This is a genomic window from Candidatus Leptofilum sp. (assembly GCF_965223285.1).
Taxonomy (GTDB): domain Bacteria; phylum Chloroflexota; class Anaerolineae; order Promineifilales; family Promineifilaceae; genus Leptofilum.
This window is the reverse complement of record NZ_OZ244997.1, coordinates 2,253,982-2,280,167: the sequence shown is the minus strand read 5'-3', so window position 1 is coordinate 2,280,167 and position 26,186 is coordinate 2,253,982. Positions and strand designations below refer to the sequence as shown.

19 protein-coding genes are annotated in these 26,186 nt (G+C 48.8%); 9 read left to right on the top strand and 10 right to left on the bottom strand.

Translation table 11 applies throughout. The annotated features are described in order from the left end of the window. Positions 1-30: 30 nt before the first annotated feature. The 3 genes from ACOQPU_RS10495 (at position 31) to ACOQPU_RS10485 (ending at position 3,168) form a co-directional block, all read left to right on the top strand. A complete protein-coding gene (locus ACOQPU_RS10495; protein ID WP_420645059.1) occupies positions 31-675 on the top strand; it encodes a bifunctional 4-hydroxy-2-oxoglutarate aldolase/2-dehydro-3-deoxy-phosphogluconate aldolase in 645 nt (214 codons plus the stop codon). Positions 676-779: 104 nt separating this feature from the next. Then, on the top strand, positions 780-1,730 hold the full coding sequence (locus ACOQPU_RS10490; protein ID WP_420645058.1) for a shikimate dehydrogenase family protein: 951 nt from the start codon (positions 780-782) through the stop codon (positions 1,728-1,730). 124 nt (positions 1,731-1,854) lie between these two features. Then, positions 1,855-3,168 (top strand): hypothetical protein, encoded by a 1,314-nt coding sequence (locus ACOQPU_RS10485; protein WP_420645057.1) that lies wholly within the window; start codon positions 1,855-1,857, stop codon positions 3,166-3,168. A 253-nt stretch (positions 3,169-3,421) separates the two neighbouring features. Here the strand turns inward: ACOQPU_RS10485 and ACOQPU_RS10480 are convergent, their stop codons facing one another. From ACOQPU_RS10480 to ACOQPU_RS10470, 3 genes are all read right to left on the bottom strand, one after another. Then, entirely contained in the window at positions 3,422-3,859 is a 438-nt protein-coding gene (locus ACOQPU_RS10480; protein WP_420645056.1) for a hypothetical protein, read from the bottom strand. Between the two features lie 11 nt (positions 3,860-3,870). Then, positions 3,871-4,122: a DUF433 domain-containing protein gene (locus ACOQPU_RS10475; protein WP_420645055.1), complete on the bottom strand. Its 252-nt coding sequence runs from the start codon at positions 4,120-4,122 to the stop codon at positions 3,871-3,873. Positions 4,123-4,215: 93 nt separating this feature from the next. Further along, positions 4,216-5,061: a hypothetical protein gene (locus tag ACOQPU_RS10470; protein WP_420645054.1), complete on the bottom strand. Its 846-nt coding sequence runs from the start codon at positions 5,059-5,061 to the stop codon at positions 4,216-4,218. A gap of 475 nt (positions 5,062-5,536) precedes the next feature. Here ACOQPU_RS10470 and ACOQPU_RS10465 point away from each other — a divergent pair, with 475 nt between their 5' ends. Continuing rightward, on the top strand, positions 5,537-5,881 hold the full coding sequence (locus ACOQPU_RS10465; RefSeq protein WP_420645053.1) for a recombinase family protein: 345 nt from the start codon (positions 5,537-5,539) through the stop codon (positions 5,879-5,881). A 31-nt stretch (positions 5,882-5,912) separates the two neighbouring features. On the opposite strand, the gene ACOQPU_RS10460 is transcribed toward ACOQPU_RS10465, so the two are convergent. The 6 genes from ACOQPU_RS10460 to ACOQPU_RS10435 all read right to left on the bottom strand — a co-directional run bounded on the left by ACOQPU_RS10460 (position 5,913) and on the right by ACOQPU_RS10435 (position 13,823). Continuing rightward, positions 5,913-6,335 carry a putative toxin-antitoxin system toxin component, PIN family gene (locus ACOQPU_RS10460; RefSeq protein WP_420645052.1) on the bottom strand — a complete coding sequence of 141 codons (423 nt, stop codon included), beginning with the start codon at positions 6,333-6,335 and terminating at the stop codon, positions 5,913-5,915. Positions 6,336-6,337: 2 nt separating this feature from the next. Then, positions 6,338-6,670: a type II toxin-antitoxin system Phd/YefM family antitoxin gene (locus tag ACOQPU_RS10455; RefSeq protein WP_420645051.1), complete on the bottom strand. Its 333-nt coding sequence runs from the start codon at positions 6,668-6,670 to the stop codon at positions 6,338-6,340. A 306-nt stretch (positions 6,671-6,976) separates the two neighbouring features. Continuing rightward, entirely contained in the window at positions 6,977-8,062 is a 1,086-nt protein-coding gene (locus tag ACOQPU_RS10450; protein ID WP_420645050.1) for a M14 family zinc carboxypeptidase, read from the bottom strand. Beyond that, positions 8,052-10,031 (bottom strand): protein kinase domain-containing protein, encoded by a 1,980-nt coding sequence (locus ACOQPU_RS10445; RefSeq protein ID WP_420645049.1) that lies wholly within the window; start codon positions 10,029-10,031, stop codon positions 8,052-8,054. The genes ACOQPU_RS10450 and ACOQPU_RS10445 overlap by 11 nt, the downstream gene beginning before the upstream one ends. 1 nt (position 10,032) lies before the next feature. Beyond that, a complete protein-coding gene (locus tag ACOQPU_RS10440; protein ID WP_420645048.1) occupies positions 10,033-11,937 on the bottom strand; it encodes a protein kinase domain-containing protein in 1,905 nt (634 codons plus the stop codon). Next, positions 11,937-13,823 (bottom strand): FHA domain-containing protein, encoded by a 1,887-nt coding sequence (locus ACOQPU_RS10435; protein WP_420645047.1) that lies wholly within the window; start codon positions 13,821-13,823, stop codon positions 11,937-11,939. Before ACOQPU_RS10435 ends, ACOQPU_RS10440 begins: the two co-directional genes overlap by 1 nt. On the opposite strand from ACOQPU_RS10435, the gene ACOQPU_RS10430 reads away from it, so the two are divergent. The 3 genes from ACOQPU_RS10430 (at position 13,795) to ACOQPU_RS10420 (ending at position 23,526) form a co-directional block, all read left to right on the top strand. Further along, entirely contained in the window at positions 13,795-14,220 is a 426-nt protein-coding gene (locus ACOQPU_RS10430) for a hypothetical protein (RefSeq protein ID WP_420645046.1), read from the top strand. The two genes, ACOQPU_RS10435 and ACOQPU_RS10430, sit on opposite strands and share 29 nt — an antisense overlap. Positions 14,221-14,301: 81 nt before the next feature. Then, the gene (locus ACOQPU_RS10425) at positions 14,302-21,063 is read left to right on the top strand and encodes a CHAT domain-containing protein (protein ID WP_420645045.1); all 6,762 of its coding nucleotides are present in this window, start codon (positions 14,302-14,304) and stop codon (positions 21,061-21,063) included. A gap of 162 nt (positions 21,064-21,225) precedes the next feature. Beyond that, on the top strand, positions 21,226-23,526 hold the full coding sequence (locus tag ACOQPU_RS10420) for a hypothetical protein (protein ID WP_420645044.1): 2,301 nt from the start codon (positions 21,226-21,228) through the stop codon (positions 23,524-23,526). Here ACOQPU_RS10420 and ACOQPU_RS10415 read toward each other — a convergent pair. After that, positions 23,497-24,798 (bottom strand): IS701 family transposase, encoded by a 1,302-nt coding sequence (locus ACOQPU_RS10415; protein ID WP_420645043.1) that lies wholly within the window; start codon positions 24,796-24,798, stop codon positions 23,497-23,499. The two genes, ACOQPU_RS10420 and ACOQPU_RS10415, sit on opposite strands and share 30 nt — an antisense overlap. A 236-nt stretch (positions 24,799-25,034) precedes the next feature. Here ACOQPU_RS10415 and ACOQPU_RS10410 point away from each other — a divergent pair, with 236 nt between their 5' ends. Beyond that, positions 25,035-25,688, top strand: coding sequence for a hypothetical protein (locus ACOQPU_RS10410; RefSeq protein WP_420645042.1), 654 nt, complete (start codon positions 25,035-25,037; stop codon positions 25,686-25,688). Positions 25,689-25,731: 43 nt separating this feature from the next. Further along, positions 25,732-26,184 (top strand): helix-turn-helix domain-containing protein, encoded by a 453-nt coding sequence (locus ACOQPU_RS10405; RefSeq protein ID WP_420640814.1) that lies wholly within the window; start codon positions 25,732-25,734, stop codon positions 26,182-26,184. Positions 26,185-26,186: the final 2 nt, after the last annotated feature.

The following is a 26,186-nucleotide window of genomic DNA, read 5'->3' as shown; positions in this document are numbered from 1 at the left end:
CGAAAAAGCGGTTTGGAATTTGAGGATTCGATGGACAAAGAACAAACATTGCAAAAAATTGAAGAATTAGGATTGTTGGCCGTGCTGCGTGGCCCATCCCCTGAGCTAACGCTCAAAATGGTGGAAGCGTTGGTGGCTGGTGGCGTCCTGGGTATCGAAATTACGTATACCACGCCCAATGCGGCCGCCGTGGTTAAGATGCTGGACGAGCAGTTTGGCGACCAGATTGTGCTGGGTATGGGAACCTTGACTCGACCCGAACAGGCGGCCGAGGCCAAAGCGGCTGGCGCAAAATTTTTAGTTAGCCCCCACACTGAAGCCGAGTTAGCCAAGGCCATGGTAGCCACGGGCTTGCCACTCATGATGGGTGCGTTGACGCCATCAGAGGTGGTGCAGTCGCGGCGGCTGGGGAGCGATGTGGTGAAGCTGTTTCCTGGCTCGTTGGGCGGCCCATCATACCTAAAAGGGCTCAAAGGCCCCTTCCCGGATATTCCGATGATGCCCACTGGCGGCGTGAGTAAAGATAACGTGGCAGATTGGTTTGCGGCTGGTGCAGTTGCTGTGGGGGCGGGTGGTCAGCTTTGCCCCAAGAGTTTGGCAGCGGCAGGTCAGTTTGATGAGATTACAGCCATTGCGCGTGAGTTTGTAACGGCCGTTCACGCAGCGCGACGGTGATTTTGAGGATACTCGTGAATAAGGCTCACCACAAAGAATGAATTTTTTGCATCGAATGAACGCGAATTTGTGATAATTCGCTGCTGTTTTAACAGGAGGACAATATGAGTAGCTATCCAATCATAAACAAGATGGTTCCTACCTTTTATTTTATTGGCGTAACCACCGGTAAATCTTCCATTAACAAGGTGTTCCCGTTGTGGATGGAGGTGCTGGGTCGGCCCGAGGTGGTGCTGGAAGGGATTGACCACAAAATTCATGATGAACCGGAAGCGTACCGGGCAACGGTGGCCCAAATTAAACATGATCCCAACTCATTGGGCGCGTTGGTGACGACCCACAAGCTGGACATTTTTACGGCCGCTGAAGATATGTTTGATCATTTTGACCCGTATGCCCAAGTCACGCGGGAGATGTCGAGTATTTCCAAGCGAAACGGCCGTCTCGAAGGCCACGCCAAAGACCCCATTACCGCCGGGCTCAGCCTGGATCACATCATCGGCGATAGCTACTTTGGCAACACAGGTGGCCACATTCTCTGTTTGGGTGCGGGCGGTTCCGGATTGGCAACGCTGCTTCACCTGATCAACAAAGCCAACAAGGTAGACCGCCCCGACAAATTTATTGCCGTTAATCGCTCACCGGGGCGGCTCGACCATATGCGCGATATGGCCAACAAGTATGAAACCGACATCCAGATCGAGTATGTGGTCAACAGCGACCCCCGCAAAAATGATGAGTTGATGGCGCAACTGCCGGAAGGCAGCATTGTGATCAACGCCACAGGCATGGGCAAAGATACACCCGGTTCCCCGGTAACGGATGAGGGGCAGTTCCCTAAAAACGGCATCGCTTGGGAATTTAATTATCGGGGTGAGCTAGATTTTATGCACCAGGCATTGCGCCAGGTGGAGTCGCGCAATCTGCGCGTGGAGGATGGCTGGGTTTATTTTGTTCATGGCTGGTCCCAGGTGGTGGGGCAAGTGCTGGATATTGAAATTACCCCTGAACTATTCAAGCGGCTGGATGAAACGGCCGTTTCCACCCGATCTTAAAAAATCAGCAGGCTTGTACTGAGCAAAGCCACAGTATTACGCAGATGGCGCAATTTGCGTTTACAGATTTCCTCTCTTTTCTCTGTGGACTCTGTGGCAAATTTATTTTCAAAGGAGAATTCTAATGAAAGCCCGTTTACAACCACTCTATTTTGAAGGCCGTGATAACGAATTTGATGAGCAGCTTGCCATTTTAAAGGAGCAACTTGCCGACGACGCTGAGTTTCTTCCAGAGTTGCCGCTTGGTTCCCCCGTGCCTGAAACTGAGGCAATTATCTTTCCGCAACTGTTGGGCGAGGCGTACCGCCGTCTGGATGAATTCAAAGCCCTCAACCTGCCAATTCTGACGGTTACATCCGAATTTGGCACGGTGCTGATGTGGGATTGGGAAATTGCCAGCTATTTGCGAGACGAAGGCTTAAACATTGTTGCCCCCTACAGCCTTGAACAAACCAAAAAAGCGTGTCGCGCCTTGAGCGTCAAGCGGGAGCTTAAAAACACAAAATTCTTGGTTTATCAAGATAATCCTGGCGAAGGATTTCAGGCCAGCATTTTTAAGCGCTTTTACTGGTGGGAAGATGAATGTACCCAGCGAATGATGGAAAAGTTTGGCGTCACCATCGTCAAGAAGAGCTTTAAGGAAATGGGAGCCAAGGCGAAGGAAATTCCTAATGCTCAGGCGGAAGAAGTATGGAAAAGGTGGGAATGGCCGACGGCAATTACCAATCAACAGCTTTTAAGTGCCATTAAGATTTATATGATGGTCAAAAAAGAGCTGGAAAATGATCCCTCTATTCGCGGGATTGGCATCAACTGCCTCAACGAATCCCATTTCTCTGACACAACGCCCTGTTTGGCCTGGAGTATGCTCTATCAGGAAATGGGGCTCATTTGGGGTTGTGAAGGAGATACGATGGCAATGCTTACCAAATATCTGCTGCACAAATCGCTGGGGATGCCCATCATGATGACCAATCTGTACCCATTTTTGATGGGCAAAGCGGCCCTGAAGCATGAGCGCATTCCGCACTTTCCAGAAGTCGAGGGCAACCCGGACAATCACATTTTGGCGGCTCACTGTGGTTATTTAGGCGTGGTACCTCCCTTTTTCTCAACAGAGTGGACGCTGCGTTCAAAGGTTCTGGCGATTGTGGATGACAACGCTACGGCTATTGATGCGCGGCTACCTGAAGGCAACATGACGCTGGCCAAGCTGCACGCCACAATGAACAAGCTGTCTATTACTGAAGGGGAACTAACTGGCTATTCACAATATGCTGATTCTGATTGCTTGAATGGGGCGGTGCTGCGGGTCCCAAACGGCCGTCGTCTCGTTAATACACTTTCCTCGCATCACTATCTACTTATGTCGGGTCATCATTTAGCTGATATTGAGATGGTTTTACAATTGTTTGATATTGAAATTGAAAAACTATAGTTTACCTTGCTATTTTCTTGAGAATAAGCAAAATTTTCTGGCTCATGGGTAAAAAGAGTGCACAGTGACTAAAGCAGCGATGAAATCGGGAGAAATGCGCTTGATATTTCGTCTGAATTCACAAACCGCAATGTAGCCACTCAAGTTCTTTTTGTGCACACCTTTAAACGACCTTAAAAAGTTACGCACATCTGTCTACATGCCCTCAGCGGTGTTGACACGGCGACGGGGTGGGTCGTCTGGGTCGAAATGCTCACAGCCTTTTTTCCCCCGCATTCTGAAACATTTCATCTGTTTCAGTCTCGTCGTCATCCAGCGGGGTATCTGGTTGGAGCCGTTCCGCCTGAGCCTGGAGGTCATGGCGTAAGGTCAATACCGTTTGGTAATTGAGCACCAGTTCAGCCGCCAGGGTTGTGGCTGGTTCTCCTTTGAGAACGCCGCGAATGAGTAAGACAATCTGCATCGGGGTTAAGTGATGTTGTTGAAAGAGCGTCCCCGTATACAAGTTGTAGGTCGCCTGACAGCAGCAGCGATAAACTGTTAGTTGGCTGCGCTTGGTCGTGCGAAATTCGCGGGCCTGGTCCACACCGGCAGCACAGACGGGACAACGAAAACCACTCGGACGGAAATGTTCGATAATCCATTGTGTGCAATATTCTTTGTCGAGTAAATTGGTGATTGGAAATTCCATAGGCCCTGATTTTACTCATTTCGCACACTTTTTACAGTTGAGCCAATTTCTTTGTGTTCCCAGTAATAGGCCAATGCGGAATGAATTTGACTCATGCTCAAGTAGGGGTGTTGAAAATGCAGCTCTTCTGGACTCCAACCATATGCCTTTTGAGCCATGACAAGCTCAACCACTTTCATTGTTGTGCCAACAATGTGAGGAACCCCTTCATCATCAAGGCGAATATGCTCATATGATGTTGTAATAGGGAAAGTTTCATTCATAACATGCTCCTTGAAAAGCTGCCTGTGGCAACCATTGTATCATAAGTGTAGGATGAATTGAGAGGTAGTATTCCTTTTGTTCCAACAAACTCATCAAAGATGATCAGTTCCACATTTGAATTGCACCCTTGAACTTGATTCCGTCAAAGTCCAGTAGTGTGGATACAAACGGGAAGGTGGTAGGCAGGCTAATCTGTCGGGCCAAGATGGTAGTTGCATCAAGTTTTCTACCCATAAAGGGAAATCACTAACGAAAGGGCTAAGGGATTCGGCCGATTGTCGGATGACTTTTCTAGCTTGTCTATCAGTAAATCGGCGGTGGGTAAGAGAAAATGTTGTTCCGCTTCCAGCGTGAATGTTTTCAATTGCCCCATTACGATAGGTTAGTTTGATAATGGTATTGGCCAATGTACGATAAGGCCGAGTCACAGGTGTTAAAGAATCTGTAGGAGCCACTTTGGAGAAATTTATTAGATAGCTGAATAGCCATTCCACTGACTGGAAGTTTCGCTTTACACGCTGTTGCGGCATAGGCAGCCATTCATAAGCGCGTCGCAGTCTATCAAAGTAAGCAGATTCATCATGATGCCACTGATGCAACAAGTGGGCTAAATTGCTCGAAGCTTCGGTATTAATCCGCTTCATTTCATCTTGGGATATCATGCTTGTGGTCGAATGTTTGGCTCGTGGGTCAATTGGCCTGGCTCTATCCATCAGAACGGCCAGATAAGTTCCCCATCTCAAGCATAATGCAGTCGCACCGATGGATAATACCCAGTGATTGAAACCGACGGTTGGCGACGGCCGTTGGTCTAGCCAAACACACAGCTGGTCAAAGATAGACTCTTCAGGCGGATGGATGGTTATCAAATCTGCTTCTTGTTCGACTGTACCAGCAAGCAGAGAAAAATTCTCAGAAACGGGAACCTGTAATTCCATTGGAATACACCTCAAGCCAAACAGAGGAAGAATTTACTCAGATTAACTTTGCAATAATGATTAACCAAAAAAATGAGATGATGGCAATATTAGCCAATACCCAAAATAGAGCCAAACATTCGGAGAAATATCGCGGGAGCGATACGGGTGGGTACCTCGGCCTAAAAAATGTGGGGACAGGTTCAACAAAGAAAAAAGCTCTCGACTAAATCAAGAGCTTTCATTGCTTTGCACCCAGCACGGGTTCGACGGGAGCGACGGGTTTAGATCACTCACGTGTATAAAGTTGGTTGTAATTTTCTTGCCGAAACACATTGCTCATTTGCATCTGTCACTATTTTCTTCGCATACAGACATCATATCACGAAAAAAACAAGCAGTTTACCAACTTGTTTCAGCTCTATTTTGAGGGCAAGTTGCTCAATTCTTTTCGAGAAAATCTTTAGACAAAGTTTTGTACTTATGCGAGGTTCATATGAAACACTTCCGAACAATTGCCTATTTGCGTGCGGCAACTACCGAACATGACTTTGAGAAAGCCAGAGCCAGTATTATGAGCCTGGCCATTGAAAGGAAACTTGGTGAAGTGGAATGGGTTGAGGAATTTGCTTCTGGCCTTGCTCCATGGCAGGAGCGCAGAATTGCTCAAATTCTTGAGGAACTGCAATCCGGTGACAACTTAATTATCCAGGACATTTCTCGCCTATCCCGTTCCTACGACCAATGCTTAGAAATACTTTCAATTACTGCAAAGAAGGAGATTAGTGTATATGCCGTGAATCAGCCCCAATTATCTTTCAATTTGATCACAAGGCGATGATTGCCAGTGAGGACTTCTTTGCTCTGTGCCTTCATGTATTTTCGAGCAGGGCCACAAAAATTGCCGGAGTTAGAATGGGAATACCTTGATACTCACCAATGTCGAGCAAGTGCGGGTCACCCGTTACGATATAGCTTGCTCCACTTTCAATGGCACATTCAATATAACGATTATCTGAATCATCAGCCTGTACAACAGACAGCTTTTGTTGGGGTTCAACCATCGTGGCAAAATTCCTCAAGTCGTCAATCAGTCCTTCCCGTTCCTCACGAATGCGTCGGTATTTCTTTTGCAACCTTTCATAGCCGGTGACCCGTTCAATTTCATCAACGATAGCCGATGAGACGACAACCTCCAGTTCTCTTTTCTGCCATTTTTCGAGAATTTTTGCCGGATTCCCTTGACTCGAAATCAAGGCACTGATGAAGATATTGGCATCTAAGACAACTCTCATGGCTACTGTTCTTGAGTCAGTTCTGCTCTAACGGCTTGTTGGGCTTCCAGAACATCTTGCAGAACTTCGTCAGGGTCGGCATTTTTGTTAGCTTCTTGAATTCGCCTGACTGTTTCAAAAAAACGTTCCCGACTGCGCTTCCAATTTTCAAAGACGGTCAGAGGAACAATGACGGCCGCAGGTCTGCCTTTACGCTCAATAACGTAGCTGTCCTGATTAAACTGTACTTCATCTAAAACAAGGCTCAGATTGCTTCTGAGGGCACTGCTGTTGGTAACTTTTTCCATAACGCTTCTCGCTAATTTATCAAGTTTACGTGATTGTAAGCTTTGCATACTTCGTACATGATAGCATAGTTGTACATTTGGTTCAATAACTTCTTTCGAGCGATGGGGACTTATAGGCAACGGCCGTTTTGTGCCGCAGCAAATTCTATTGCGGGAGTGATATTGTCCTTCACGCGTGTGAACTATAGGATAGGCAAACAAACAAGGAAAAAGAAAAGACCCCAAGTTATTGAGGTCTTTTGTGTCGTATGGGATTACTATAGGCTATACGGGGACGACGGGCTTGGAGGCACCTCTGGGAACAGGTGTGCGATATGGCCAGCCAGTTTGAATAACCACGTAATCATTCAATATTTACTTCAAATAGTCAAGTAAAGCTTGGACGCCATGCAGATTTTGTAACCGGTCGAGCGACTGGTGGTTGCGTAGTTCGATAGATATAGAGGGGATGCCTCGTGTGGATAACCAATCACTAGCATCACCTGTGATATCATAGCTAGTGAATCGCTCATACACGGGGTAGCTGGCAGCCTGACCGTAAACGTTTGCCAGTGCAAGTGAAGGCGGGTGGGTATCTGGGCAACCGGCGGCAAAAACGCCGTTGGCTGCGCTGTGCCAAAAGACGACAGCGGCCGGATTTTGAGACACGATGAAGTCGCGCAGGGCGATATTTTCGGGTTCCGAAAATGGTTGCGAGCCGCCACTCACTTCTACATCGCGCCAGACGGCCGTAGGCGACCATTGACAATCCCAGTTACGGTTTAAATCTACATTGTTGGCGTTAAAACGGCCAGGTACAGTGTCAGCGGCCACATCTGCTGGCTGAAACCGTTCGCTTTGGTTAGTGACCAAGTATTGCCCGTCGGGGTTGGCCGAGGGAATGATGTGGACGGTTAGGTCGCTGGGGATGAACTGCGGATTGGCGGTGTAATGGTCAATTACGGCGTAGGCCAGCAAAATGGTGTTCCACTCATACCCACCGTGAATGCCCCCAACAAATATCACCTGGGTGGGGCCGCTGCCAAAGCGGTAGTTTAGGATGGGGCGTCCCTGTACCGAAGTGCCAATTGATCGGACGATGGGTGAGGCAACGGCCGTTGCTGATATTTCATCATTTGTGTCTGGGCTGGCGGTGGGAACGGCCGTTTCTGTGGCGATGAGTTTTGTTGCTGTGGGTGCTAGGTTTTCCAGGTTGATGACGGGTGTGTTTGTAGGCGGAACGGCCGTGGCGGGCATGGTTAGCGTGGGTGGCGGTAGGGCAAGGGTGCTGGTGGCTGGGGCTGTGGGTGTGGGAAGTACGGCCGTGGGAGCCAGCGTGGGGAGGGCCTGTTGGCGCACTGTGACACAGGCAGGCAAAAATAGAAGCAGCGCAGTGAGGCAAAGCAGGGCTAAAAAGTGCTTCTGTTTGGGTTTGGATGGGTTGATAAAATTAGTTGTCATGAGTTGATAAGACGGCTTGCATGGCGGCCAGATTGTTCGACCAATCAACCGATTCATAATCTGGCAGCAGCACGGCGATGGCCGGAATGCCCTGGCCGTCTAGCCAATTGGTGCCGTCGCCATTCAGCTCCTGGTTGGTTAAATTTTCAAAGTCGCCAATCGGGTAGCCTGCGGCCTGGCCATACAAGGTGGCCAAGGTGCCTGAGACCAGCGTGCTGCCCTCGCAAAAACCGGGCGACGACAGGCCGTTGGTGGCGCGGGCTTCCCAAAAGACAACGGCCACCGGGTTGTGTTCGGTAATAAAATTGGCCAGTGCCTGGGTTTCTGGCTCAGAAAATGGGGCGGTGCCGCCGCTGCCGGGAATAACGTTGTTGCGCCATCTGGCATCTTGCACCCAGCGGCAATCCCAGTTGCGGTTTAGGTCTACGTCGTTGGCATTGAGCCGACCCGCTAGCTCCCCTGGCGCATAGGGGCTGTCTGGATTGGCGTTGGGAATAATGTAGAGGGTGACGTTGGCTGGCACCTCGGCCAGATTGTTCCTGAAATAGGAGATAGCGCGGTTAGCCAGGGCAACAGAGCTGGGAGCGGCTCCGGCATGAAGCCCCCCAACGAAGATGACAACGTTGGGGCCATTGCCAAAGCGCACCGCCTCGATGTCTAGATTGTTGACCGATTGGCCGATGATTTGGGTTTCGATTAAGACGGCCGTTGCCGTGGGCGGCACTGCTGTTTCTGTTGGGGGGATGGTTGCTGTGGGTGGCGCCGTGTTGGTGGGCAGAGGCGTGGTGGCTGTCGGGTCGGGTACGGGGGTATCAGCGGCGTTTGGTGTGCTGGAGTCTACCGGCGTACTTTCCTCAGCTTCATCTTCGGGTTCGTCTTCAGCGGGAGGTGGCTCGGAGGCCGCTTCTTCATCCTTGTCACTGCCGGCAGACGCCTGTGAACTGCTAGCTTCTGCCCCGGTGATGGTGATGGGATTGTTAATCAAAAAGAATACCCCAACAGCGATTAGCATGACGACAACCACGGCACCGAACCCCAGCCAAAAAGAACGCCAATTAGAAGGGGTGGCCTCTGGCTCTGGCTGGGGATGAGGGATGCTGAGGGAGGCGGGCTGGCCGCTTTCTGCTTCCAAGGCGTACTCAATGCCGCCCAGCAGTTCGGCGGCGTTGGCTGGCCGCTTACCAGGCTCTTTTTGCAGGCAGCGGTGTACCAGTTTGGCCGTTTCTGGGGCAATGTCTGGCCGCAACTGCTGGATAGGCACAGGCTCTTCGTAGACGTGTTTGTGCAGGATTGCCAGGGGGTCATCGGCTTCAAACGGCCGTCTTCCCGTCAACATCTCATACAAAATGACGCCAAGCGAGTACAGGTCGGAACGGCCGTCCACGGGCAACCCCCGCGCCTGCTCCGGGGACATATAAGCTGGGGTGCCGATGAGGGTGCCGGTGTTGGTAAGTTTGGCACCGGTTTGTACGGCCGCAATGCCTAAATCTACCATGATGGGCGTGCCGTCGGGGCGCAGCAAAATATTGCTGGGCTTAAGATCGCGGTGAATGACGGCGGCGGCGTGGGCAACGATAAGCGCATCGGCCATGGGGCGGAGGGTGGTTAGGGTTTGTACGGCCGTTAGCGGCTGCTTCTTGGCTTTAGATTCCTGAATTACTTGCTGTAGGTCGCCGCCATCCACAAACTGCATGGCAATGTAGGGCTGCCCGGTGGGGGCTGCGCCAATAGCATACACGCGCACAATGTTGGGATGCTCTAGCTGGGCGGCCGTTTGCGCTTCGCGGCGAAAACGGGCGACGAATTGGTCATCAATGGCCAGCATGGGCAGCATGATCTTGAGCGCTACGGGTCGCTCCAAATCAATATCATACCCCAGGTACACGTCGGCCATGCCGCCTCTGGCAATATGCTTTTGAATTTGAAATTGGTCTAGCTGCTGCCCAACAAATGGCTGTGGGTCTGACATATTAGTTTCCTGATGTGAGCGTCAAAGTTCCCCAGGTATTGGGGCTGAGTAAAGTACGACTGGCAACATGAGAATAAAATAGCTCTTGCACGGCCGTTCCCACCTGATCATTATCCGTGGCGTTAAAGGAGGCACCCAACACCAGCCCGGTGCTGGGGGTTACGTTTAGGTCGCGCCAGGGAACGGCCGCTTCTACAACATAACCCGATTCGGTACGTCTGGACTGCACAATAATGGCATGATCGGGCGCGTCTACAATGGTGCCGCCGCTGGTGGCTGTCCAGCGCCAAACAGAGGGTGGCAGTGCATTAAAATCACCGGGCGAGAATGTAATCTGAAAATCATCGCTGTTCAAGCTGTTGCTCAGGTCGCCCTGGCGGTTGGTGTCTAGCTGCATGTCTACGCTGTCGCCCTGAAAAATGAGGTGGGCACTTTGGCTTTGGGCGTGAATATCATCGGTAACGGTAACCGCCAGATAGAGATTGTTGCCATCCCAGGCGAGCTGCCAGGCGGCGGTTAAATCCTCGCTGCCGTCCCAGCTTGCGTCTTCAAAGGTGCGGTGTGCGGCCAGCACGGGCGTGACGCCAAGCCATTCGTCCAGGTTGCCGTCAATGGTGGGGGCAAAGTTGAAGAAGGGGGCGTTGACGTTGGCCGACACAATGGGTGGAATGGGCGTTGGCAATGGCGTGTTGGTGGGGAGCGGGGTGTGGGTGCTGGTCGGAACGGCCGTTTCGGTAGGCGCAACTGTCTCGGTGGGTTCGGGGGGCAGGGTTGCTGTGGGGAAGGTGGTGATGGCTAACTCAGCGGGGTCAGTGGCGTCGGCAACGGCCGGTGGCGGTTCTGCAGTTGGGGTAGATGGGTCGTCCGCGTCTGGCCAGAATAAAATGGCCGTCGCAATCAGGGCAACCACCACCGCGCCGCCAGCAGCATAGGGCAGCCAGCGGGGTCGCTGCTTTTTTGGTGTGGCCGCAGGTTGCGTCGCGGGGGTAGGCGTTGGCGGAGCCACGGCTGGCTGGCGCTGGGGCGTTGCCAAAAGTTCGGTTGCCTCTATGCGCGGGTTGGTTTCGGCTTGCAGTGCCTGGTTAAGTGCTGCGCGAAGTTGTTCGGCCGTTTGAAACCGTTTTTCTGGCTCTTTTTGCAGGCACATTTCAATGGTTTGGTGGGTGGTAACGCTCAGATCGTGGCGACGTTCAATCAGGGGCGGAGGCGGTTCGTACAGGTGTTGGCTCAAAATTGCCAGGGGGCTATCGGCCTTAAACGGTACCGTGCCGCTCAACATCTCGTACAGAATCACGCCGAGGGCATAAATATCGGTACGGCCGTCTACCGATCTGCCCATCGCCTGTTCTGGCGACATATAGTAAGGTGTGCCCATTACATGCCCAGTGCGCGTGAGGCGGGCCGAGGCTTCCTGCACGGCGGCAATGCCTAAATCTGTGACAACGGCCGTGCCGTCCTCTCGCAGCAAAATATTACTCGGCTTCAAATCTCGATGGACAATCCCCGCTTTGTGGGCGGCTCGCAGGGCGTCGGCCACCTGCCCAGCCAGGGCCAACACCCGCTGCGTAGAAAGCCGCTGTCCACCATCTGCCGAATGGGTCATCTCCTCCTGCAACGAACCGCCAGGAATGTATTGCATGGCCAGGTAAGGCAACCCGGTTTCTGTAAGACCCGTGGTGTAAATTTGGATGATGTTGGGGTGATTGAGTTTGGCAATGGCCTGGGCTTCACGCTGGAACCGGGCAATCAACTCTTTATCATGGATCAGGCCAGACAGCATAATCTTTATGGCCACCGGCCGCTGCAAGTAAACATCTTGCGCTAAATAAACATTGGCCATGCCCCCTCTGGCCAGATGACGCTCAATTAAATATTGATCTATTTGCTGCCCAACAAGATTATCCATTAAGCCACTGGTTCAACTTCAATATGGGTTTGAGAAGAAAGGCGCACGATCTTGTTCTGACCCAATGGGATGGGGGTATTGGGAGGCAATTTTTGGTCTTCCAAAAATGTCCCGTTAACCCCGCCAAGATCGGTTACAAAAAAGCCACTTGCCTGCCGCGTAAACTGCACATGCTTCCGCGAGATGCGCTGATCGCCACTAATATCGAGATTGCTCCCTTCGCGCCCGATGACAAATGGAAAGCTGTCTACGGTTTTTTCTAGCGTTGCGCCATTGGTTTGTACCACTTTTAGGTGTAACTTTGCCTGTGAGCCAGTTGAATCAGGTTTAGGGGGTGGGGGCGTCAGGAACTCTTCTTCATCTGGAGATACATTTTGCCGTCCCAATAACATCTCTTGATCATGCAGACCCGCTGGCAACACAATAGATTTATCTACAGGCGGCCGTACAATAACTGGCTCTTGCTCCTTCTTTTTTCTGCCTCGCAAAGCCAACACGCCACCCACGCCCAAAACAATGAGCGCAATGATTCCCAGGTAAAGGGGATTGGCTGAAAGGGCTGCAAACACTCTGGTGAAAAACCCGGGTGGTTCGGGGGGAATGGGTTTAAAATCTTCGTAGGTGAATTCAGACCGCTGCTGATCGGCCGTGAGCAAATAAACGGTTACCCGGTAGCTACTTGGCTCCTCTGCCAATCGGATGGCATCTGGCAACTGCTCCTGAATGCGGTCGCCTGTAAAGAGGGTAGGGCCAAAATCATGGATTTTGCTGCCTGTGCTGTCATCAACAATAAATCCTTCATAGGTTTGCACACGTCCGGCCTCGGGCACGTCCAAATCAATGAAGAAGAAGCCATTTTCAAAATCCGGGGTCACGGCCTGAATCGTGAATTCCACCGAGAGAGGGGGATCGTGGGTAAATTCGCGCTCGGTTAACAGCGTGTTGCCCTCTTCATCCAAAATAAGAAATTCTTCCTGGTTGATGGCTTGTACATGAATGCTGTAGGCTCGCCCAGCCTCAAGATTGCTACCATCAATTTCTACCACCAGCGTTCCATTGGGGTTTTCAAAGATTTGGTCGCTGGAAACCTGAGTTCCACCACGCACGTCCCAAACGTTGATGATGAGCTGGCGCACGGTTTCGGAGCTGCCGACGCTTAATGAGAGGGTGTAGGTGTTGGCGGCGGCATTATATTGAAAATTGGAGATTGCCGTGGCCACTGGTGGGGGTGGCAGGTCGTAATTTTTGTTCGAGAAGAAGTTGAAGGTTGCGCTAATGGGTGTGTCTACGTTGCGTAATTTAATAGTAAGTACGGCCTGGTTGTCACCTTGCTGTGGGAAAACTTGCCCACTGGCCAATAGTTGGCTGTTTAGGCCAGCAATAATTTCCTGGAACAAATTATTCAGGTTAGATTGGTTGCCGATGGCCGAAAAGGCACCGGTTTCGGCGGCCATATTGCGAAGTTCGCCCACATTTAACTCTGCTTCTGATTGATTGTAGATGCCGATGGTGTGGATGGGGGTGATGACAGAGATATTGGCAGACGGCCGTGCGGCCGTAATAACTTCGCTGTAAGTGTGGGTGCTGCAAGGCTCATCGCTGCCCACGGTTAGCTGGTCCTGGCCATCGGTAAAAAGAATGATGGCTCGGCGTTCTTGCGGGCTGCTGATTTGCGCCTCTAGCCGTTGGATGGCATCAAAGGTGGCGTCGTAGAGGCAAGTGCCCCGGTTGGGGATGGCCTGTACGGTATCTATAACATCTTTGACCCGAATGTGGTTGTCTGTGAAATCCTGGATGGGAACGCTGGTTTCATTAAAGGGAATGACGGCAAAGTGGGCTGTGGGCGGTGCGTTGTCTATGGCAGATTTTGCGGCCGTTCGTGACAATCGCCTCACTAATGACCTGTATCGCGAACATACCGTAACCAGGCATCCTCAAGGGTTGTACGGCCGTACCATCAGCGAAATCCTGCATGAGTTTGATTTGGCGTACACCAGCGTTCTTGTTTTTAGCGATGGCGGTGCGGCTCGCAGTAGCTGGGATGAAAACCGCATCGAAGCCACGCACCTGTTTTTGTACCAGCTGCGCAGCCTGGGTGTAAAAAACATCATCTGGCTTAACCCAATGCCCGAAGAGCGTTGGGACGGGGATCGGCTGGAAGCGTTGAACTTGGTAGAGAAATTTGAAAACAGCGCCACGGCCATTGCTGAGTTGGTGCCAATGGTCAGCATGGAGCGCGATGGCTTATACCGGGCCATTGACGGCTTGAAGGGCAAGGTTTGAGCGTTGGAGAGATTTGTCGCGATAGGATTTCAAGTGAGCCAGCAAATGGGATGATGTTGGCGGGCTTGATTAGATGGCCAAATGGATGATTTATTCGGTTTGAATGACAATCCCATAGATCGCTTCATCAACCGTTTTGGTACGGTACACGGGCATCTAGAGATGGCCTACCATGCAGCCTTGCCATTGGCGCTTACCCCCGATTTGCTTTATCTGATTTGGGCTAATTTTCGCTCAGATGCAAAAGGCCAACCGCTGAACATGCAGTGGGTCACCGTCGCTGACCTTATATTATCGTCCCTTTGTCGGGAAATTCGGCATGAAACCTATGTGATGGAAACGGCCGTTCGCCAGGAACTTCTCAACGGGATGGCCGAGGATGAGCGGTTTGGACCTGAGTATATTTTGCGTCTCGGCCAATTTATCCAGCATTACGCCAGCCAATATATTCAAAGCGACATTCCCAGCCTACGACAATTTGCGCAGGCCCAGGTTTGGGCCGCCCAGGCGTATACGGAGCCAGACCGCCTGCTAGAGAATTTGGCTGGGCAGTACAGTCAACAGCCTGATGAAGCCGAGACAATGCGTTTGGCAGACCTGCTCGAAATCTTCAGCGAACCGCTTAATCTGGATTGGGTGCCCACGAAGGTAGACACATTGGTTAACTTCGACCGTTTACAAACTTTCGGTGAAGGGCTTGCAAAATTTGACCGTGGTTACCAGCAAGAGGCCATCCGTCAACTTCGTCGGTTGCTTGGTCCTAGCCGAGAACTTCACATTGGCTCTGTTCCTTTGCCTGTTCGATCTGAAGTTGCCCAACTATTGTCACAACAAGAAGATAAAACTTATACCTATCGAATAAAGTTAGAAGATGAGACGACTGTTGTCGTTGAGCAAATTGACCCTAGTGGAACTACTTTATCTATACAAATGGGGCAGCTTGCCTTACCCGAGGAAAATATTGAAATTGAGGTACCAGAATCATATACAATTGACCGAAAAGAATTGGAACATAGATTAATTGAAAACTTTTCACGAGACGAAGTAAACGAGTTGATCTCTGACCTTGGTCTAGAGCTTGACCAATTTTTAACTTTTCGAACCAAGTCCTCCCTCATTCGTGACTTAATACGACATTTTCATCGGCGTGACATGCTTGACGAACTTCTCCAAGCATGTCACCGTAGCAAACCCTCGGTTGATTGGACAGACATTACCGATATCGTCGAAAATTATGCGCCGACCTCTGCGATGATATTTACAGAAATGCTTAATAATGTTGAAAGTGGCCACAGTAATCTTGAGCAACTTCGTTCATTGGGTAAGCAACTCTTTAATATCCTTTTTGATGACACATTGCGAGTAGATTTTCTGATTTTTCTTGAAAAAGCAATAAACGAAAATGCGTTTGTCCGTATTGAATTAGAAATTGACAATAATTTTTTGCAAGATGTTACCTTGTTACCTTGGGAATTGCTGTGTTTGCCAGAGGGAACAGGCTTTGGTACAAACTGGTTAGCTGCCGCACCAGAATTGATGCTTAATCGGTTACCATCCGAAACAATACCTGAAACATATTTCTTGCCAAACGGCGAACCTATACGCATTGCACTAATCGTTGGTCCTCAGGCACACGATGATTCTCCACTTCTTTATGATTCAATTTGGGAAGCTTATGAAATTCTTGCTAATCGGGCTCCGGCTAATTTCACCTTGTTACCATTACTTATTAAACCGACTAACGAGCAATTTGCGAGCCTGATGGCTCAGCAACCACACGTTGTCCATTTGATTATCCATGCCCAACAGTTTGAAACGACTGGAGAAATCGCTCTTATACCTGCCCGCGAGGGGAAGAAGCAAGATTCCACATATCTTTGGCTGGATGGTAAGGAACTTGCCTCGGAAATAAACCAGTACGATCCAACACTTGTAATTTTGCAGAGCGATGAATCCGCTCAACCCCAAATGCTGAAAGGGATGAAAGATGTAGCTGCCGTCTTGGTGGAAAAACACACAGCTAATGTAGTTTGCTGGCAATTTCCCGTTGAAAGTGCGATCGTAGCGAGATTCATCCACACCGTATTTCCCGCTTTTGCTCAAGGAATTCCCTTGGATGAAGCAATACAAAACGGCCGTCGCGCTTTGCTCCGGGATGACAATCCATTGGCATTTGCAGCGCCTAGCCTGTTTTCTAACACGATTGTCCGCCGCCGCACGGCAAATGAACCAGTACCGCGCACATTACCGATTTCTTTGGGCGTTGCTTTGGCCGGTTCTGGTGTAACGACTGTTTTGGAGAAGGGAGAGGTGTTACCTGTTAAAAGCGAACCGTTTACCCTTTTTGCTACCCGGCAAGCATATCATCTCGGGTTAGGTTTTGTTGCCGTCCAACTATTTCAGGGTGAAATGGTTTTTGGGCGTGACAATTTGCTGCTTGCAGAAGTCGTAATTGATGATCCAGATGTTTATTCCGGTGAAATCGAAATCGAAGCTATTGTTTCAGTCAATGCAGATTCTTCTATTCAGTTCCAAGTTAACCATGCAGCAAGCGGTTTTTCCAGGCAAGTCACTGTCTCATTGAGAGACGATGCTCTAATAGGACAGCCACGAATTCAAGATGTTGCCGAGATAATTAATTGGCAATTGCAAGGTGTTACCGAAAACTATCATTTGGCGACATTAACGGCCGTTTCTGATTGGCTCAACACCACTGATGCAGACCGTGTAATGGTAATTACTGGAGAAAGAAGCAGCGGAAAAACAACATTAGCCTCCCTACTAGCACGATATTTTAGAGGTGATAGCCAGCCTCCCAACAACTTGCATGCCCTGGCACCAATCAGCACTAGCGCCGTGTATTTTTGTCAGCCGTCACGTCCAGAAACACTCCATCCACGAAGCTTCATTTTAACCATTGCTACTCAATGGGCCAGTCGCGATAGTCACTTTGCCTATCTGCAACCCATCATCGACAACCATGAAGCTTATGAACTGGATGAACTGGTCACCCAATTGCTCATCAAACCTTTTACCGAAATTGACGAACTGATTTATCCTGGCTCAATCATCTTTCTTGTGGATGATTTGGATGCGGCGATTCAGAATTCTGGAGGGGTTACTATCTTGGATATCATTTTCAGGATGATGGACCAAGTCTCTGGAACGCGTTTTTTGCTTACCACACAAATGCGCCCACCCGTTCGGAAGTGGCTGTCTGATATCGAAGCTAAAATCATTACACTTGGTGATCGTTATGAAAATCTGGATATATGGATAGGAGAAATCTCAAAGGATGGTCGTTATCCGATACGGGCAAGGTCTGCTGAAAATAAAATTCAGACTACATCAGCAAAATGGCGATATATAGAAACGATACTAGGACAAAGTCGGGGAATAACTGATTCGCTGAACAAGCTGTCTTCAGAAACAGAATCGGCAGCGCTTTTAAGTAAAAAAGTGTATGAGTTCTTATGTCCCGAAAAAATTGAGCAAATTTTGAGGCAAGTTCAGCAATATGCAACAGTCAATAGTAAACAAGGTGTCAGGATAAGATTAAGAATTGCAGACAACAAGTTACATTCTTACCCTTGGGAATTATTTTACAATAATGGGGCATTTGCGTTGGATAACAGTGAAATGCCTGTGCTTTTAGAGCGCAGTGTTACCTATCATGGCAATTTTCGAGGCAACCCAGTCATTCCACCGCAGGTACGTATCCTGATAGCAATCTCCACCCCAGGTGACCAACAATTGGTTGACTTGAATATGCTTGAGAAAAAGATTCGGGAAGGTACAAATGAAGGCGTTTTAGCAAAACAAATAAGTGTAAGATTTATTCGTCACGCTACCCTGCAAAAGCTAATGGCTACCGCCAAAACATTTGAACCAGATATCATTCATTTCATTTTGCCTACCAGTCAAGATAGCAAGGAAGCAATCATATTTGAGAATGAATCAGGTAATAGCGAGGTGATCTCCACAAGTAATATTGTGCAGGTTTTAGAAACGCTTTCTGTACAGTTCATAATCTTGAGTCCAATAGGTACCCGACAAGAAAGCCTAGCCCCAATAGCTTCTCAATTTGTTCAGGCAGGCCTTCCAGCCGTTCTTGTTGAGCAGTTTGTTTTGCCAGATAGACCAGCCATCGAATTTCTACGAACCCTTTACAAAGTTTTACTAAGTGACCGGTTACCTTTAGAAGAGGCTGTTTGGCAATGCCGTAACCATCTCGCTACTTCTTATTCTGAGCCTTATTGGAGTCATTTAGCTCTCTTTCTGAATCAAGGTTTCGTTGAACCACCTAATGATGTGGAGGAAGAGCTAAATAAAGCAAATGAAGTTAAGAGCAAAAGGGGAGGGGCATCCAAGAGACTTCGGATTTTGCTCGTAGAAGATGACGAAAATGCCTACGATCCCATGATGCGATGGCTCAAAGAAGAATCATACGATGTGCGTTTGGCGACCTCTTATCCTGAAGCAAAAACAGCTCTGGAAACAGACCATTTTCATTTGATGATTACTGGGAGTCGATTAGTAGATGACGATCCAAATGATCAAGGTGGCCTACAACTCCTGCAAGATGTCGATAAAATGCAACTTAATTTAACAACGATTTTATGTACAGCTGTTTCTTTTTCAGCTTGGTTATTTATATTTAACCCAGACCGGTTTATTCTGAAAGAGGCTGGTTATTTAAGAAAGTTGCTATATACCGTCGAAGAATTAGAGAAAGAAAAAATCAAAATCAATTTTGAGCTGGAATACGTGAGTAATTCGCTGAACGTGCTGGAAGATGTGGCGGAGGATGTAAACTGGTCAATGGAGGAACGGCCGTCTACCAAGCTTCTGCTGCCGCAAGTACACGATCTCTTTGGCAAGCTCTTTTTCGATGCCCGTAGTCTGTATGTAAGTAAGCTCAAGCCAAGTCTAACCGGCGCAGCAGTCGTGCGCATCCAGCCAACCTGGACTGGTGGACTGGGGCGTTCTTACGTGGCTAAAATCGGCCGAAAAGACAAGGTGCAAACCGAACAACGCCATTACGAAGCCAATGTCAAACAATTTCTGACCGCTAACGCTGTTACCCAAGCCGACATTCTCTACTCGCGCCACTTGGGGATGGTGCTGTATACTTTTGGCGAAAGCACAGACGTCGCCTTCCGAGAGTTTGATGAATATTATCAAAGAAGCGAGTCTACACAGATTATTGCTAGCCTGCGCGAATTATTTGATCAAACGTTCCGTCACTGGTTTGCCAACCCGGAACGTATTTTGGCTGATGTGCCTGCCTTTTACTATGATGCTTTTCATTTAGATCAGAAAAAGCTCGTTGGGCGAATTCAGACAGTTCTACCAGATTTCAAATCTGACAATGAATTTATTCAGCTGACATCCGCTTTAGATAAAGTGTTAAATCCTGTTGCTTGGTTGCAAAAGCATAAACAAGAGTGTGTTATGCAAGTTCATACTTGTATTACCCATGGCGATTTGACAGGGCGCAATATTATGGTCAGTGATTCTGGTAAATGTTGGCTGATCGATTTTTACCGCACCTATAAAAGCCACAGTTTGCGTGATTTTGTCATTTTGGAAACAGACGTGAAATATCGGTTGATGTCCTTGCTGAGTCTAGCCGACTTTATACATTTTGAAGAAGCGCTGTTAGAGGCAGACCGGCAAAATCAGCCCCCTATTTTACCGCCCTCATTTTCTAAAGATGCACGTAAGGCGGCCGAAGTGGTATTTGCCCTGCGGCAGTTGGCTCACCGGTATGCCAGCGGCTTCAACACGCGGCAGGCCGAAGTTCGGAAGGAGTATTTGCTCAGCCAGCTTATGGGTACGCTGAACGTGGTGCGGCTGCGGCACATATCGGAAAATCGCAAGTTGCAAGCGATGCATTCTGCGGTGATGCTGTGTGAGGAGCTGGATATGCTGGCGGGACGGCCGTCTGACAATCGCGTTGTGGATATGTACCGCGAACCGGTGCCGGTTAGCCAGGCCTCTTTTGCCGAAGACAGCAGCTTTTTTGCCCCAGCGCTCATGCTGGCCACCGCCCAGCAGCGCTTTTTGGCCGAAAATGTAGCCAAAGATAATGTGGTTTTGTTTATTGGATCGGCCGTTCCCCGTAACGCCGATTGGCCCAACATTCAGGAACTGGCACTGCAACTAATGAAAGAAGTAAACATTTCTGCCTCTAGCAGCGACAAGCCGACTAAACTGTTTGCTTTTTACATCAATCGGACGGACAGCCGTAAGCGATTGATCCAGAAGCAAATCGATTATTTTGACCCGTCAAAACGGCCGTCTATGTATCAAACCGCTGCAAAGCTACCTTGGAAAACTATATATACCACGAATCAACATGCATATATGGAACAAGCTCTTCAAGATAGGCAAAGCAAATTCGATGTGAGAATTGAGGCAGTAAGTGAGAACGTTGAGAGAGAAACAACACCTATTCACAAATTATATGGGTCCCTCGATTCATTGGAGCAAGAACCCAATAAATTGCCGATAACTGAATATGATCATCGCCTAGCTGAAACAGTTGAAAGGGTTTCTCGTTTTTGGCAGCAATTAGGCACAGATGTACAACAAGGTAGCTTTCTCCTGATGCTTTGCCCCTCTGAAGATGAGCTCATGTCAGCCTACCAGCATTGTCAGCCCGGATCAGCTGAAGGGCTCGTTTGGCTGGCAGGGGGTGATATTTCCGAAGAAGAGCAAGACGTTTATCGTAATCTCGACTTCCGTGTTTTGCCCGACACGCCTGGACAACTGCTCAAAGTATTATTCACGCTGACTAATTATGATGGGGGCAATTATCCAGGTTTACCGTCTAGCTAAGTGCCAGCTTGGCGCGTTCAGGGCAAAGAATCGGAAATCCTGAACGCAAAAATTGATACTTGGATCGAGCTGGGTGATATGCTATCCTAAAAATCATCTTATTGGCCAGTCAAGCTAAAAAGAGTCAACTACAGATTTGCAGCAAAAATAATTCTTGCCATCATGCCTCAAATTCAGTTTGATCATTTTCCTCTACAGCCATTCTTGGATTCCTTAGAAACCGATGGTATTCGCCTGACGGTACGCGATTACGAGCGGATCGAGCGACTACTGGCCCGTGAAAGCAACTGGACGATTCTCCAACTGCGTGATGCCCTATCCGCCTTGTTAGTTAAAGATGAAGAACAGCAGCTTCGGTTTAACTGCCGCTTTGATCAGTTCTTGCAGCTGCCCGCTGGTGCTGAAGAACGTTTTGCTGATATTGAAGTAGACAAAGCCCTTGCCGATTTAAAGAATTTAGGAAACATACCACGGCCAACGGTTACAAAACAAGACTCCTCATTACGTAGCCCATCTTCAAAAAGACCTGCTCAACCGAAAAAGAAAATCCGGTGGGATTTTCTTGGTTACCTGATATTGAGTTGTCTCATGCTTGGATCCCTCATCTTTGCTTTTACACCCCCGTCACATCGCCTGGAACTTGAATATGAAGAGCTTAATTTTGGGCCGCATGAAATAGGCCAAATTGTAGAACGCGATTTCTTGATAACGAACACAGGTCGACGACCTGTTGTTATGGATGTGCGTCTTGAAGGTGCGAATCCTGCATTTTTTGAGTGGGAGTGTGATTTAACGACGCCTTTGTCCCCTGGGGAAAGCAGACTTGTAACAGCAAGGTTTCTTTCGGAGATCGAAGGCGATCACGCTGCAGAGATAGTTTTTGCTTACGAGGAGGTAAGCTATGAAGAGCGCATGCCTCTACTTGGCCGTGGTTTTGAGCCAATTATCGAACAGGATCTTCCTCCACCAGCTATTCTGGAAGATTCTCTCCCTAATGAAAGGCCTCGATGGCAAACATACTTCGGTTTAGCTGGATTTTTCTTGTCCGCCACGCTGTTATGCGGATTTTACCTGTGGCGCAAATACTTTGTTCCAAAAGATGAAGTACCAATTTGGGACGAAAATGGTCCTCGGCACTTCCCCTTAGGCAGCATTGGTGGGGAACCGCCGCCCTGGTTGGACGATGAAACGCTGGATTATCTGGCTGATACTATGGGGTATTTCCAGACGCGATGGCACGGCCGTAATCTCGATGTGCCCGCTTCAATTAACGCCACCCTACAGCAGGGGGGACTCCCAGATTTAGTTTTTCAGCGGCGACATGAGATTCGTTCCATGTTGATTTTGGAAGACCTCTATGCGGAAGCCACCGAGTGGAACCGCATACCTGAAGAGTTGGCTGCAGGTATGCGCCGACGTGGCATCCCTGTCATTTATGGCACTTTTGCCGGGGCCCCAAATACATTTACGACCGATGACGGCAGTAGCTACCATTTAGAAGATTTTGAAGATGAGCGGCGTGGGATATTGCTGCTGCTTTTTACTGATGGCAAAACATTTTATGGAGAAGACCAGGGCTTTGCTTTAGAAGCTTTAGCCCGCTGGCCAATGGCTGCCTGGATGGAGCTGCGCGACATACGCTTCTGGGACGAATCTACCGCGCTTTCTACTCAATACAAACTACCAATATACCCAGCTACAACAACAGGTCTGATGCAGGTTTTGCATCGCTTCTTGACTGAACGGGGCACAATGGCTGATTACAGCTTTGATGCTGCCAACTGGCAACCTCAGCCATTATTGACCGACACCAATTTGACAACTTACCTGCAACAGTTTCTGGGAGATGCTTATCTTTGGGCAGCCGACTGCGCCATGATTCAACCGGTAACACCTGCTCTGGCTCAACAATTGCGAGAAAAGTTTCATGCGCAAATTCCTGCTTCAAGAATTGAACGATTATGGTCTTTGCCATTTACAAGGAATAATGTAAGTGGAATACGATTTGATGAAAATGTGCTTCGAGTATTGCGAAATAGTTTTTTGGCACGCCGAAATGAAGAAGACCAAGAGAATGTTTTGAATTTCCTAAATACGCATATTGAAAAAGCTGAACCAGATGGGCCAAATAACAATCTTGCTCACTTGGCTTGGGAGGTTGTCAAAGAACGTCTTAGGTTGGAATATGATCGGGACAATGATCTTAAGCGACTTGAGGAGCTAGCATCTACCCCACTCAGGCAAATGGTACTCAACAGCTTAGATGGTTACGGATATACACCAGAAACAATTCCGCTCAGGGTGCAACCCAATAACCTTGTAGCCCTCTATCGGCAGTCAGTTAGATTGAAGGATAATAACCAGCGTAAAAATAGAGATGATTTTTTCAAGCTGGCTTTTAGCACATTGCTTACTAGTTTGACAATGTTAGATTCACGGGCCACGAGCCTTTCTAAGCCGTGACTTTCGTGAGCGAGTACGATTATCCAAGTGTTTGACAACCAATTCAGCCGCCTGGCGTGACGACAACTGCGGCAACGGCAACGCGGCTCGTAGCAAGGTACGAACGTTAACAATCGATAAATTGGGCAAAGTATCCGTTTCGTAGGCAGCCAACAAAGCCGGGTCACGAGGATATGCCTCCGTCCACTCGAGCAAGGTTTCGGTGATGAAGGCACTGGCCATGATGGTCAAGGCGAGATGGTGAACCCAGGCAGGGTACTTCTGGGCCTGAAATTCATCCCACCCCAACTCCGATTTGGCGTCCTGATGGGCCCGTTCGATGAAGTAGCGATGCGACTTGTGCCGGGCCATTGTCTCCAGAGGAATATCAGCCGGGGCATTGCTCAGTGAATAAGTAACTTTACCGTTGGCGCGGCGGATCAGCAGCCATTCCTGGCGGCAACTTCCCTCTTCACTGACGGTCCACACCCGTTGCCGGGCAAATTGGGCAGTGAGATGGCCCCGTTCATGTGGACGAAGGGTGATGGCGGTGAATGAGAACGCCGATGCCAGTTGTTCAGGTGTGGTCTGACTGCCTAACACAGTAATTTGGACATGCTTGCGCTTTGGTTCCCGGATGACCTGAGGTTTCTCCAGATAAAGCGACAAGTTGCAGGGAATATCGGCAAAGTATTGGATGGACAGCTGGTCTAATTCAGCCCGCAACCAGTGGCTGCGGCCATACAAGCTGTCGCAGTCAAAGGCGTCAAAGGCGACGCCATTGGCCAGGACCCGCTTGACCATGACCAGTACCAGTTCGATCTTGGTCTGAAATTCCCGGTCAGCGGGGATGGCTAGCTTGTTGCGTCGCCGCGCATAGGCCGGGGTGAACCATTTTTCTGGCAAGTACAGTTCGCCATCAATCCAGGTGCGGTAGCCATCTTTGGCCAAGGCCAAAAACACACCCACCTGACTCATGTCAACTTTTCCCAGGCGACCATTGTGCTGCCGACTGCTGCCGGTGCTGCCATCACCGGCCTTCTCCTCTGCACTTTCATCAGCAATGAGGACACTGCCTTGCTGGTAGTGGGGCAAACTGCTGATATCTTGTTGCAGGACGGCGATCAAATCGTTCCCGGCCCAAGGTGAATCGGCGATGAATTGTTGCAGATTTTGTTCGGGGATTCCCGCTACACGGGCAATCCCGTTGATATGCCGGTTGCTCTCCATTCGTAACAAGCCACTCAGGTAATGATAGCCATATTCACTGGTATCGCGTGTCTTGGTTTTCATCCAATAACGATAACGTTCATGATACTGGTCAAGCCGCTCACCCAATTTATCGATAGCTGCTTCATTTAGCCCCCACTGGGCTAACCGTGAAGTTTTTTCTTTTCCATTTTCAAATTTTACTGATATTGGCTCTCACGAGCCTAATTTAACATTGTCAAACTAGATACAAAAAAAGCTACAGTAATAATCGAAGGGTTATTGTTTGGGGAATTGTCAGTGTAGTGGGAATCCTTTTCGTGAGCTACTTTATTTCAAGTAGTAGGTTGATAGAAGAGGAGAAATTAGCTTGCATACAAACAGCCGTGCCAGAATTACATATCACAAACTCAGGTGATGTAGTGGAATACGTACTGAGCGAGGGCGATACCGCCCTCATCCCCAGTAGTTGGCAGGAATTTAATTTATCTATGGAATGGGGCCCAAATGAATTATCTGCTTCTTGTCAGCAGTTTCTTTATAACGATAGCAGTGTGGAAAGTATTTGGCAGTCAGATGTGGGAGAGATTCAAACGTCAAAAAGATGGGAAGCTGATTATTTTTTATCGTCCTCATCACTTACATTTGACAGAATTGTTGTGACAATGCTTGTTGATGGTCTGACTCTTACAAATGCATTTGTGTTAAATTTTAGTGATACGCCAACGAACAATGGTTGTTTAATTTCAGCTCCGATTCGGAGCGTAGATAATCCAAGTCCTGGCGACACTGTTTTTCTTGTTCCAGAAATAGATAATAATGTTTTTGGCTGGACCTTTGACTGGCAATCTGATCCACCTATTCTTCTCGAAACGGATACGTTTTCTCCAAGATTAATTGTACCTAGCAATTTAACTCAAATAGAGGTCAGTTTGAAAGTTACAAATTCTGAAGGATGCGCTAGTGCTCTGTAAAGCAAATTTGTTAGTAAACATAGTTATCGAATAAACTTGTGGAATGGCAAAACATATAAAACTTCCACAAAATGAAAAAACTGAACTTGAACAATTGATAAAGTCGGGTGAACACAAAGCAAGGGTGATCAGTCGGGCAAGGGTGTTGCTTCTACTCAACCGCAGCGAAGGGGAGAAGAGAACCTTGGCTCAAGTCGCAGAAGCAACCATGCTATCCAATGTTACTGTCAGCCAAATCAAACGACGTTACTTTGAAAGTGGTGTGGACAGAGCGTTGTACGACCAACCACGATCAGGGCGGCCGGTGACAAAAATGACTGGAGATGTAGAAGCACAACTGATTGCCTTGACATGCAGCGAACCACCAGAGGGGTATGACCGGTGGACACTGAGATTATTGGCTGATGGGCTGGTAAAACTAGAGGTGGTTGATGAGATTAGTCACACCGCCATAGGAAATAAGCTAAAAAAAATGAACTCAAGCCTTGGCAAGTAAAA

What these genes read in the sequence shown, in the direction of transcription:
- ACOQPU_RS10495 (WP_420645059.1), top strand. Translation starts at nt 31, where the DNA reads ATGGACAAAGAACAAACATTGCAAAAAATTGAAGAATTAGGATTGTTG.
- ACOQPU_RS10490 (WP_420645058.1), top strand. Translation starts at nt 780, where the DNA reads ATGAGTAGCTATCCAATCATAAACAAGATGGTTCCTACCTTTTATTTT.
- ACOQPU_RS10485 (WP_420645057.1), top strand. Translation starts at nt 1,855, where the DNA reads ATGAAAGCCCGTTTACAACCACTCTATTTTGAAGGCCGTGATAACGAA.
- ACOQPU_RS10480 (WP_420645056.1), bottom strand. Translation starts at nt 3,859, where the DNA reads ATGGAATTTCCAATCACCAATTTACTCGACAAAGAATATTGCACACAA.
- ACOQPU_RS10475 (WP_420645055.1), bottom strand. Translation starts at nt 4,122, where the DNA reads ATGAATGAAACTTTCCCTATTACAACATCATATGAGCATATTCGCCTT.
- ACOQPU_RS10470 (WP_420645054.1), bottom strand. Translation starts at nt 5,061, where the DNA reads ATGGAATTACAGGTTCCCGTTTCTGAGAATTTTTCTCTGCTTGCTGGT.
- ACOQPU_RS10465 (WP_420645053.1), top strand. Translation starts at nt 5,537, where the DNA reads ATGAAACACTTCCGAACAATTGCCTATTTGCGTGCGGCAACTACCGAA.
- ACOQPU_RS10460 (WP_420645052.1), bottom strand. Translation starts at nt 6,335, where the DNA reads ATGAGAGTTGTCTTAGATGCCAATATCTTCATCAGTGCCTTGATTTCG.
- ACOQPU_RS10455 (WP_420645051.1), bottom strand. Translation starts at nt 6,670, where the DNA reads ATGCAAAGCTTACAATCACGTAAACTTGATAAATTAGCGAGAAGCGTT.
- ACOQPU_RS10450 (WP_420645050.1), bottom strand. Translation starts at nt 8,062, where the DNA reads ATGACAACTAATTTTATCAACCCATCCAAACCCAAACAGAAGCACTTT.
- ACOQPU_RS10445 (WP_420645049.1), bottom strand. Translation starts at nt 10,031, where the DNA reads ATGTCAGACCCACAGCCATTTGTTGGGCAGCAGCTAGACCAATTTCAA.
- ACOQPU_RS10440 (WP_420645048.1), bottom strand. Translation starts at nt 11,937, where the DNA reads ATGGATAATCTTGTTGGGCAGCAAATAGATCAATATTTAATTGAGCGT.
- ACOQPU_RS10430 (WP_420645046.1), top strand. Translation starts at nt 13,795, where the DNA reads ATGGCAGATTTTGCGGCCGTTCGTGACAATCGCCTCACTAATGACCTG.
- ACOQPU_RS10425 (WP_420645045.1), top strand. Translation starts at nt 14,302, where the DNA reads ATGGATGATTTATTCGGTTTGAATGACAATCCCATAGATCGCTTCATC.
- ACOQPU_RS10420 (WP_420645044.1), top strand. Translation starts at nt 21,226, where the DNA reads ATGCCTCAAATTCAGTTTGATCATTTTCCTCTACAGCCATTCTTGGAT.
- ACOQPU_RS10415 (WP_420645043.1), bottom strand. Translation starts at nt 24,798, where the DNA reads ATGAAAACCAAGACACGCGATACCAGTGAATATGGCTATCATTACCTG.
- ACOQPU_RS10405 (WP_420640814.1), top strand. Translation starts at nt 25,732, where the DNA reads ATGGCAAAACATATAAAACTTCCACAAAATGAAAAAACTGAACTTGAA.